The sequence below is a fragment of the Nocardia sp. NPDC004582 genome (assembly GCF_053602115.1).
Map to the genome: position 1 here is coordinate 1 of NZ_JBSGCY010000046.1, position 10550 is coordinate 10550.

Sequence of the window (10550 nt, forward strand, 5' to 3'; positions counted from 1 at the left end):
TCGGCGCCGATATCGGTGTGCACGTAGCCGAGGTAGGCGGGGTTGGTGCAGTCACCGGGGATCGGTCCGCGCGGCTGCTGGCCACCCGATGGGACACCACCGACGCCGCCGTCGAACTGCTGGCCGCGCTGGCCGACGGGGCGACACTGGTCCTGGCCACGGCGCCGCAGCGGGCCGACGCGGCCGCCCTGGCCGAACTCATCGCGTTGAGCGCGGCGACCCACGTGGTCGCCGACGCCCACGTCCTGGCGAACCTGGCCTTCCTGCCCTCGCCCGCGCTGCCCACCGTGCGCCGCTGGGATGTGTCCGGAAACGACTGCCCGGCAGCGCTGTCCGGGCTGCTGCACGAACTGGCTCCCGGCTCCTGCACCGGATTCGCCTACACCACACCGGAATACGCGGGCGTGGCGGCGCGCGGACCGCTGGACGGATCGGGGCGCGTGCGGCCCATTCCGGGTGCGCGGCTGCTGGTGCTGGACGACTCGCTGCGCCTGGTGCCGCCGGGCCGGTCCGGCCGCGTGTACGTGGGCGGTTCGGCGCTCGCGCTGGAATTGGACGGTGCCGCCGAGGGATTCGTCGACGACCCGTTCGTACCGGGCGGACGCCTGGTGCGGACCGGCATTCACGGTGGGTGGACGCCCGACGGCTGGCTGCTGCTCGATCTGGAGGGGTCTCAGGCCGCCGCGACGCCTTCGGCCATCGAGCCGATGCTCCCCGCGCCGCGCCGCCGCCACACCGGTGAATCCGCCGCCGCCTGAATCCTTTCCCGAATCCGATCGGCCGCCGACCTTTTCCAGGTCGGCGGCCGATTTCGTTTCGTCTACCGCGTGGCGGCGGCCGCCAGCGCGGCCAGGCTGCGCTGCCACAGTTCGGTGAGGCGGGTGGCTTCCGCCTCTGTGAACAGGGTCTCGCTCCAGCGCCAATTCGTGGTCAGGCGCGGGCCTTCCGGGGTCGAGCCGATGCCCGCGATGACATCGAGGGCGTAGCGCAGCGGCAGGTCCGGTTCGGGATCCAGCGGCAGCTCCGCATTGAGCGGGCCGGTGAGCAGCGACCACGAGTCGGCGGCCTGGCCGCTGAGGTCCACGCGGCCCAGGTAGTTGAACTCCACCTGCGGGTGCCGCGCGGTGGCCAGCTCCGGCACGCCGGTGGTGTAGCGCAGCAGACCGTAGTCCAGGCCGCCGTTCGGGATGGCGGACAGCTGCGCGGTCACCGCGTCCAGCAGGGCGCGCGCCGCCGCCGGATCCTGTTCGGCGCGTTCGATGTCCACCGTCGCGCCCGCGCCGAGGCGGACCGGGAACACGGTGGTGAACCAGCCGAGGGTGTTGCTGGTGTCGGTGCCGAGCAGATCGTCGGCGCGGCCGTGCCCTTCGAGCGCGATGAGCGCGCCGTGCGCGGGATCCTGGGCGCGTTCGCGCCGCCAGCTCGCCAGGGTGACGGTGAGGGCGGTGAGCAGGAATTCGCGCACGCCCTCGTCGCGAGTGAGAGAGGCCAGCACGCGTTCGGTGACGGCGACCGGGGTGACGGCGGACGCGACCCGCAGCGACGACCAGGTGTCGGTGTCCGGGTACGGGATGCGGCGGCCGATGGCCGGGTCGGGGGCGTCCAGCTGGTCGCGCCAATACGCGCTCTGGGACAGGATTTCCGCGGACTCGGCGCGCTCGGCCAAGCGCTCGGAGAACTCCCGGTACGACGTGGACTCCGGCAGCGCGGCTCCCGCGCCGAGGGCGGCGATCAGCAGGTGCCAGGACACCACGTCGACGGCCAGGTGGTGGATGCTGAGCAGCAGGACATCGCCCTGATCGGTGCCGGAGAACCAGGCCGCGCGCACCATATCGCCGGTGCGCGGGTCGATCTCGTCCATCAGGACCCGGGCCACGCTGCGCACCGCCTTCGCGGTGTCGGCGGGATCGGCGATGTGGGTGAGGATGTCGGCGGCCCGCACCGCGCCCGGCGGCGCGGTGACCAGGCGCGGGCCGTCCTCGGTGTCGGTCAGGCTGGAGCGCAGGGTGTCGTAGCCGTCCAGGACGCCTTGGAGCGCGGCCTCGATGGCCGGCCGGTCGATGCCGACGGGCAGGCGCAGCAGCGCGGTCTGGGTGAAGCGCCGGTAGGCGCCGTACTCGTACATCCACGACACCACCGGAAGCGGCCGCACCACACCGTAATCCGCGACCCGCTCGGCGGCGGCGGTGTCGGCCGCGTCGAGGGCGGCGGCCAGTGCCCGGATGGTGGGGGTGGCCAGGACCATGCGCGGAGTCAGGGTGAGACCGCGGCGGCGGGCCTTGTTGACCAGGGAGATGGCGACGATGCTGTCCACGCCGAGGGCGAAGAAGTCGTCGTCCACGCCGGGCGCGCGGCCGTCGAAGAGCTCGGCCAGCAGTTCGGCGAGTTCCTTCTCGGTGGCGGTGCGCGGCGCGGTGTCGGAGCCGGTGTCGGCCAGGGCGGCCTCGGCCAGCCGGGTCAGGGCGGGACCGTCGAGTTTGCCGTTGGTGTTGACCGGCAGCCGCGGCAGCGCGAGGACCCGGGCCGGAATCATGTAGGCGGGCAGGCTTTCCGCGAGCGCGGCGCGGGTGCGCACCGGGTCGATCACGCGATCGGGCTCGCCCACCACGAATCCCACCAGGCTCGCCCCGCCGGCGCGACGGACGACGGTGACAGCCGCGGTGTCGACACCGGGCAGCCGCCGCAGCGCGGTCTCGATCTCACCGACCTCGATGCGATAGCCACGCACCTTGACCTGGGCGTCGGCCCGGCCGAGGTAGCCCAGGCCGCCGTGCGGCAGGCGGCGGACCAGATCGCCGGTGCGGTACATGCGGCGGCCGGGCCGGAAGGGGTCGGCCACGAAACGATCCGAAGTCGTTGCCGCGCGGCCGATATAGCCGCGGGCCAGCTGCGGACCCGACAGGTAGAGCTCACCGACGACACCGCCGGGCACCGGGCGCAGCCTGGAATCCAGGACATAGGCCGCGGTTCCGGCGTTCGGGGTGCCGATGGTCGGGGTGTCGAAGTCCGCGACGGGTGCGACCACGGCCTCGACGGTGGTCTCGGTGGGTCCGTAGCAGTTGTAGACGGCGGTGCCCCGGCCACCGGCCGCGACGCCCTCGCGCGGGGCGAGCTCACGCAGTCGCGCCCACAGCGCGGCGTCGATGGCCTCGCCGCCCAGCGCCAGCACCGGCAGCTCGCGGTCCACCAGACCGGCGGCATTGAGCTGCGCGAACATCGACGGGGTGGTGTCGATCATGTCGATGTCGGCGGCGATCATGCCCGCGCACAACCGGTGCGCGTCCCGCACTTCCTCGGCGTCGAACAGGTGGATGGTCTGCCCGGCGAGCAGTCCGACCATCGGCTGCCAGGAGGCGTCGAAACTCAACGACCAGGCGTGGGCGATGCGCAGCGGGCGGCCCAGCCGCGTCATCGCGGGGCGATAGACGCGGTCGCGGTGATCGGCGAAGTACGCCATGAGCGCGGCATCGGTGCCGGCCACGCCCTTGGGTTCGCCGGTCGAGCCGGAGGTGAAGATCAGGTACGCGAGCTGGTCCGGATGGCGGGTGACGGGCGGGCATTCCACGCGGTCAGCCGAATCACGGTTCCCGGTAATGGGATCGTTCGTGACGACGGGATCGACCAGCAGGACCGGCCGGGCACCCCCACCGGTCAACAGTGAATCCTGCGGATCGAGGTGGTCACGGGTGCCGGAGTCGGTGACAACCAGGGCCGGCCGCGCCTGACGCAGGATCGATTCGATCCGGGCGGGCGGAAGCGTGATGTCCACCGGCACATACGCGCCGCCCGCCGCGAAGGCCGCCAGCAGGGCGATGATCGAACGGGGTGAGCGCGGCAGCACCAGTGCCACCACGCTTTCCGGGCCGACACCCTGCGCCGCGAACTCGCGGGCCTGCCGGGCGGCCAGTTCCCGCAGCTCTCGATAGGTCACGCGCAGACCCGAACTATCCTGCAACGCAATGGCTTCCGGCGTCGCGGCGGCCTGTTCCTGGAAGAGATCCCATACCGACCCGGCGGTCGGACCGGCGGCGGAATCCACTGTCGCCAGGGCTTCGTCGCGACCGGAATCCCGCTCCGGCGAAGCGATTCCGCTCTGCGCGCCGACGGGCGGGTGACTCGCGGTGGAGGCGTAGGCCGCGGCCTCGGCGGCGATGAGCACGCTGAGGGAATCCGGTGTGGCCGTGCCGATCCCGGGCAGCTGCCGCAGCACGGCCAGCAGTCGCTCCCCCAGGTCGGCGGCGGGCAGGTACGGCAGGGCGGCGGGCATGGCCTCGAACTGGACCAGCAGTTCGTCGCCGCTCATATGGGCGACCACGGTGAGCGGATAGTGCGCGAGGGATTCCATCTCGACCGGCCGGAACCGCGCTCCGTCGGGTGCGGTGACGGTGCGGATGGCGTCGTCGATGGGCGCGTTCTCGAACACGAACAGGGTGTCGAAGAGGGTGCCGTGCCCGGCGGCGCGCTGCACCGAGGACAGGCTCACGTAGCCGATGTCACGCATGGCCGCGCATTCGCGCTGCAGGCGCGCGCACTGCTCGACCACGGACAGTTCCCGGTCCAGGCGGTGGGTGACCGGCACGGTGTTGATGAACAGCCCGACCATGCCCTCCACGCCCGGAAGCTGGTCGGGGCGGCCGGAAATGGTGGTGCCATAGACGACGTCGCGGCGGTCGGTGAGGCGGCCGAGCAGCACCGTCCAGGCGAACTGCACCGCGGTGTTGAGGGTCAGGCCGTGGGCGGCGGCCCAGGACCGGACGGCCTCGGTGTCGGCGGCGGACAGCAGCAGCCGCGTCTTCTCCGGCACCGCGTCGGCGGCGATCGGCGCGCCGCCCGCCAGCAGCAGCGGGCCGGTCAGCTCGGCCAGGTAGTCGGTCCAGCGCCGGGTGACGGCCGCGGTGTCCTGCGCGCCGAGCCAGGCGATGTAGTCGCGGTACGGGCGCGGTTTCGGCAGCGCCGCGACGGATCCGCCCGCCTGGTAGACGGCCAGCAGTTCGGTGAAGTAGATCGCCACCGCCCAGCCGTCCATCAGGATGTGGTGGGCGGTCAGGATCATGCGGCGCGCACCGGTTTCCGGCACGGTGAGCAGCAGCACCCGCAGGGCGGGGCCGCGGCTCAGGTCGAACGGGGCGCGCCGTTCGGCCGCGGCGAGGTCGTCGAATTCCTCGGGCCGCGCATCGCGTTCGGTCCACGGCAGCTCGGCGTGGACGGGCACGATCTGCACCGGCCGCGGCACGTTCTCGTCCCAGAACGCGGCCCGCAGGTTGGGGTGGCGGTCCAGCATGGCCTGGGCGCTGCGGCGCAGCAGGCCGGGGTCGAGCGGGCCGTCGATGTCCACCACGAATTGCATGGTGTACAGGTCGATTCCGTCGCCGGCGAGCCGCGACAGCGAGAACAGGCCCTCCTGCAGCGGGCTCAGGGCCAGGACGTCCTCGATCGCCGGCGGGGCGCTCGGGGTTCCGGCGGCGGCGGTCATCGCGCGCCCCAGGAGGCGGTCAGGGCGGCGAGGGCGTCGGCGTCGAGGCCGGAGGCGCTCATGGGTGCGGATTCCTCCTGTGGAATCGACTCCGCTTGCGCGGCAGCGGGTTCGGCGGCGTCGACCGCCGCGGCCAGTTCGGCGATGGTGAGGTGCTCGAACACCAGCTGCGGGGTGAGCGGCAGGCCGAGCGCGGTGGCGCGGGCCGACCACTGGATGGAGATGACGCTGTCGCCGCCGAGCGCGAAGAAGTTGTCGTCGGCCTCGACATCGTCGATCTCGAGCAGCTCCTGCAGCAGGTCGATGAGCGCACGCTCGGTGGCGGCGTGGTCGCCGGTGGCCACCGCGAGCGCCCGTGCGGCGGGCGCGGGCGGCGCGAGCAGCCGGTTCAGGTCGGCGACCGGCAGCACCTCGAGTTCGACCACGGTGCGGTCGGGCGCGGTCGCGTACGCCTCCAGGGTGGCGACCAGCGCGGACCCGATGAGCCGCACGGTCTCCGGCTCGTACAGGTCGGCATTGGCGACCACGCGCACGGCCAGTCCGCCGTCGCCGGTGACGTTCACGGAGATATTGAGATCCAGGAACGACACGTCGAAGTCGACGGGCAGCACGGTGGCGGTGGTGGCTCCGGCCACGGTCACCGTCGCCGGAGCCCAGTCCGCGCCGCGGAAGTGCAGCATGTTCTGGAACAACGGATTGCGGGAGCGGGAACGCGCCGGGTTGAGCGCCTCCACCAGACGTTCGATCGGAAGTTCCTGGTGGGCGTGGGCATCCAGCACCACCTCGCGGCCGCGGCGCACGGTGTCGCGCAGGGTCGGCGTGCCGGACAGGTCGTTGCGCAGCACCGCCATATTGGCGAACAGGCCGACCAGCGGCGCGGTGGCCGGGTCGACCCGGCCGGCCACCGGGGTGCCGAGGGCGATGTCGGAGCCGCCGCCCAGCTTGTGCAGCAGGGTCGCGACGGCGGCCTGGTAGACCATGAATTCGGTTGCGCCACAGGACTCCGCGAGGGCGGCGAGCCCGGTGCGCAGCGCGGCGGGGGCGGCGAAGGTGGCGATCTCGCCACGCTTGCCGAGCACCGCGGGCCGGGCCCGGTCGGGTGCGACGTCGATCTGATCCGGGACGCCGGCCAGCGCGCCGCGCCAGTGCTCGAGCTGGGCCAGGCCATAGTCGCGCGCCGCGGAATCCGTGCCCGGCCCGAAGACGTCGTGCTGCCACAGCACGTAATCCGCGTACTGCACGGCGAGCGGAGTCCACTCCGGGGCCCGGCCGACCTCGACGCGGGCGCGGTAGGCGGCGATCAGGTCGTCGAGCAGGATGCCCAGCGAGGCGTGGTCGGCCACGATGTGGTGCACCAGCAGCGACAGCACCTGGGTGCTCGGGTCGAGCACCAGCAGCCGGGCGCGCAGCAGCGGCTCGGATTCGACGGTGAAGGCGTAACGGCCGATCTCGGCGAGTTCGTCCGACAGCAGTTCCGGATCCACACCGGTCACTTCGAGCGCGACCTCCCCGGCCGCCCGGACCTCCTGGTACGGAATGCCGTCCTGCTCACCGAATCCGGTGCGCAGCGCCTCGTGCCGGGCCACCACGTCGGTGAGTGCGGCGCGCAGCGCGGGAATGTCGAGGCCGCCGTCGAAACGCACGGCGAAGGGCAGGTTGCCGACCGCGCTGGGGCCCTCCATGCGGTACTGGAACCACATGGCCAGCTGCGAATAGGACAGCGGCAGCCGCCGCGGGCGCTCCCGTTCGGTCACCGCGGGACGGCCGGAAACCGGTGCGGGGACCACGGTCTCGACCGGCTCGGCCGGCTCGTCCGCGTCGTCCATGGCGTCGAGGTCGATGCCGAACTCGTCGCGGAACCGGGCGACCAGACCCGCCGCGAGACCGGCCGGGGTGGGGGTGTCGAACACGACCCGCACATCCAGTTCCACGCCGAACTCCGCGCGAATCTGCGCGACCAGGCGGGCCGCCAGCAGCGAATGGCCGCCGAGTTCGAAGAACGAATCGTCCGCGCCGACGACCGGGACGCCGAACAGGTGCGAGTAGATCCCGCACAGGCGGCGCTCGGTGGCGGTGGCGGGCGCGCGGTGCGCGCGCTCCACGGCCGGAGCCGGGGCGGGCAGGGCGCGCTTGTCCAGCTTGCCGTTGACGGTCAGCGGGATCTCGTCGATCACGGCGAAAGCGCTGGGCACCATGTACTCCGGCAGCGCGGCGGCGGCCTGGGCGCGGACCTGCTCCACGTCCACGGTCGCGCCGGCGGCGGGCACCAGGTAGGCGGCCAGCTGCGCGCCGACAGCCGGATCCTCGGTCACCACGACCACGCAGTGGCCGACGGCCGGGTGCGCGGCCAGCGCCGACTCCACCTCGCCGAGTTCGATGCGGAAGCCGCGCACCTTCACCTGTTCGTCGGCGCGGCCCACGAAGTCGATCTCACCGAACTCGTTGCGGCGGGCCAGATCTCCGGAGCGGTACAGTCGCGCGCCCGGCGTGAAGGGGTCGGCGACGAAACGGCTCGCGGTGAGGGCCGGACGACCCAGATAGCCGCGCGCCAATTGCGCACCGCCCAGGTAGATCTCGCCGACCACGCCCGCCGGCACCAACTGCAGGGCGTCGTCGAGCAGGTAGGCGTGCACGTTCTGGTTGGGGACGCCGATCGGCACGATCCCGGTGCCCTGCGGGCCCGACACCGGCTGATGGGTGGCGCACACGACGGCCTCGGTCGGGCCGTAGTGGTTGCGCAGTTCGGCGTCGAAGACGGTCGCGAACTTGTCGGCCACCTCACCGGGCAGCGCCTCGCCGCCGACCGGGACGTGACGCAGCGCGCGCCACTCGCTCACCTCGGGCAGCAGCAGGAAGGTGCTGAGCATGGACGGCACCATGTGCAGCACGGTGACGCCGCGGCGGGTGATCAGGTCGGCGACGTAGCGGATGTCACGGAACGCCTCCGGCTTGGGCACGATCAGGCGCGCGCCCAGCGCGAGGGTGACGAAGATGTCGAGCAGCGAGGCGTCGAAGGACACCGAGGACGACTGCAGCAGTATGTCTTCCGACGTCATGCCCCATTCTGCGGTGAAGCTGACCACGTGCTCGGCGATCGCGGCGTGCGAGACCGGGACGCCCTTGGGCTGGCCCGTCGACCCCGAGGTGTAGATGACGTAGGCCAGGTTGGCCGGGAGCAGCGGACGCACGCGGTCGGCGTCCGAGGGGTCGGTGTCGGGCAGACCGGCGGCGGCCTGCTCCGCGGCGTCGAGCTCGACCCGGCCCAGCACCAGCCGCGGGGCGGCGTCGGCGACCAAGTAGTCGATGCGGTCGTCCGGGTAAGCGGGATCGATGGGCAGGTAGGCCGCGCCCGCCTTGAGCACGGCGTAGACGGCCACGATGAACTCGACCGAATTGCTCATGCGCAGCGCGACGATGTCCTCGCCGCCCAGACCCTCGCGAATCAGCCAGTGCGCCAGTCGATTCGCGCGGCGGTTCAGGTCCGCGTAGGTGAGTTCGGTCTCGTCCGACACCAGGGCGAGAGTCTCGGGTCCGGCGGCGACGGCGGCCTCGAACAGGTCGACCATGGTGGTGTCGTCCGAGGGCACCTGCGCGCCGCGCGACTGCGCCAGGATCGCGGTGCGGTCGTCGCCGCCCAGCATGTCGAGGTCGGCGAGACGGGCGGCGGGCGCGCTCAGCGCCCGATCCAGCAGGCGCACGAAGTGTTCCAGCATGCGCCGCACCAGCGGCTCGGACAGCACGTCCACCTGGTACTCGGCCTCGAGCACCGCGCCATGCGCGCTCTCGGTGACGACGGCCAGGGCCAGCGGCACCTGCGCGGTCGGCGCGCCCAGCTCGTCCAGCTGCACCGAGGAGACCTCGCGCAGCGCGAACCCGTCGGCGCTCTTGCGGACACTGAAGCCCAGGCGCACCAGCTGATCCATGCCGTCACGTCCGGCGACCCGCTCCGGGTTCACCTCGCGGACGATACGGTCGATGCCGACGGCCTGGTGCGCGAAGGCGTCCAGGCAGGTGCGCTTGGTGGACTCGACCAGGCCGGCGAAAGTCTGGGTGCGGGCGAAGGTCTCGCGCAGCAGCAGGGTGTTGCCGAAGTAGCCGATGAGCTGTTCGGCGGCGGCCGACCGGCGGTTGGTGACCGGGATGGACACCAGGAAGTCCTCGGCGGCGGTGTAGCGCTGGATCAGCGCCGCGTACCCGGCGAGCAGCACCATGAAGGGGCTGGCCGCGCGCTCGCGGGCAAAGGCGTCCACGCGGTCGAGCAGGTCGGCGGGCAGGGCCACGGTGCAGCGGTCGGCGCGCTTGGAGGGTGCGGCCACCGCCGCGCCGGGTAGCTCGAGCGGTTCGGGCAAGGGGCGCAGGGTGTTTCGCCAGTAGGCGATGTCCGCCTCGTCATCGGCGGGGGCGTCGAGGACCTCGAGGTCGACGAACTGGGCGGGCGGGGCGGACCGCGCGGCGCCGTTGTAGGCGGCGTTCAGGTCGCTGAAGAACACGCCCCAGGCGTCGTCGTCCCAGCAGCCGTGGTGCGCCGACAGCAGCAGCACCCACTCCTGGGTTCCGGTGCGCACCAAGGTGATCCGCAGCGGCAGTTCGGTCGCCAAGTCGAAGGGGCGGCCGAACTCGCGTCGCGCCAGCACCTCCACCCGCACCTGGCGGGCGGACTCGGCCAGCTCGGTCAGATCGTGCGACTGCCACGGCAGGGTGATGTCGTCGGTGAACACCTGGAAGGGCTCGCCGTTCTCGTCCACACCGAAGGTGGTGCGCAGCACGTCGTGCCGGGCGAACACCGACGCCACCGCCCGCCGCAGCCGCTCCTCGTCCAGCGCGCCGGTCAGCCGGTACGCCACGCAGATGTTCAGCGTGGTGTCCTCGGGATCACGGGTCTGCAGGAACCACATGCGGCGCTGACCGGCCGACAGCGGCCGCCGCTCCCCCGCCGCGGTGCGGCGCGCCGGGGCGGCGGCGTCGACGGCCAGACCCTGCTCGGCCAGCTTGCGCCGCAACAGTTCCCGGCGGCGGTCCGCGACGGAGGTTCCGGCCACGGTCACGGTGGCATCGGTGTCTGACATGAGATCTGGCC

3 protein-coding genes are annotated in these 10550 nt (G+C 72.4%); 1 reads left to right on the forward strand and 2 read right to left on the reverse strand.

What is annotated here, in order from left to right:
• The coding region (locus ACWELJ_RS15455; RefSeq protein ID WP_452366807.1) for an AMP-binding protein at window positions 1–758 on the forward strand (758 nt) is incomplete at its 5' end.
• A 62-nt stretch (window positions 759–820) separates the two neighbouring features.
• Here the strand turns inward: ACWELJ_RS15455 and ACWELJ_RS15460 are convergent.
• Together ACWELJ_RS15460 and ACWELJ_RS15465 are read right to left on the reverse strand one after the other, a co-directional pair.
• Window positions 821–5473: an amino acid adenylation domain-containing protein gene (locus ACWELJ_RS15460; protein ID WP_452366808.1), complete on the reverse strand. Its 4653-nt coding sequence runs from the start codon at window positions 5471–5473 to the stop codon at window positions 821–823.
• Window positions 5470–10539 (reverse strand): amino acid adenylation domain-containing protein, encoded by a 5070-nt coding sequence (locus ACWELJ_RS15465; protein ID WP_452366809.1) that lies wholly within the window; start codon window positions 10537–10539, stop codon window positions 5470–5472. Before ACWELJ_RS15465 ends, ACWELJ_RS15460 begins: the two co-directional genes overlap by 4 nt.
• Between the last annotated feature and the right edge of the window lie 11 nt (window positions 10540–10550).

Coding starts and splice junctions, on each gene's coding strand:
- ACWELJ_RS15465 (WP_452366809.1), bottom strand. CDS start 10,539: ATGTCAGACACCGATGCCACCGTGACCGTGGCCGGAACCTCCGTCGCG.
- ACWELJ_RS15460 (WP_452366808.1), bottom strand. CDS start 5,473: ATGACCGCCGCCGCCGGAACCCCGAGCGCCCCGCCGGCGATCGAGGAC.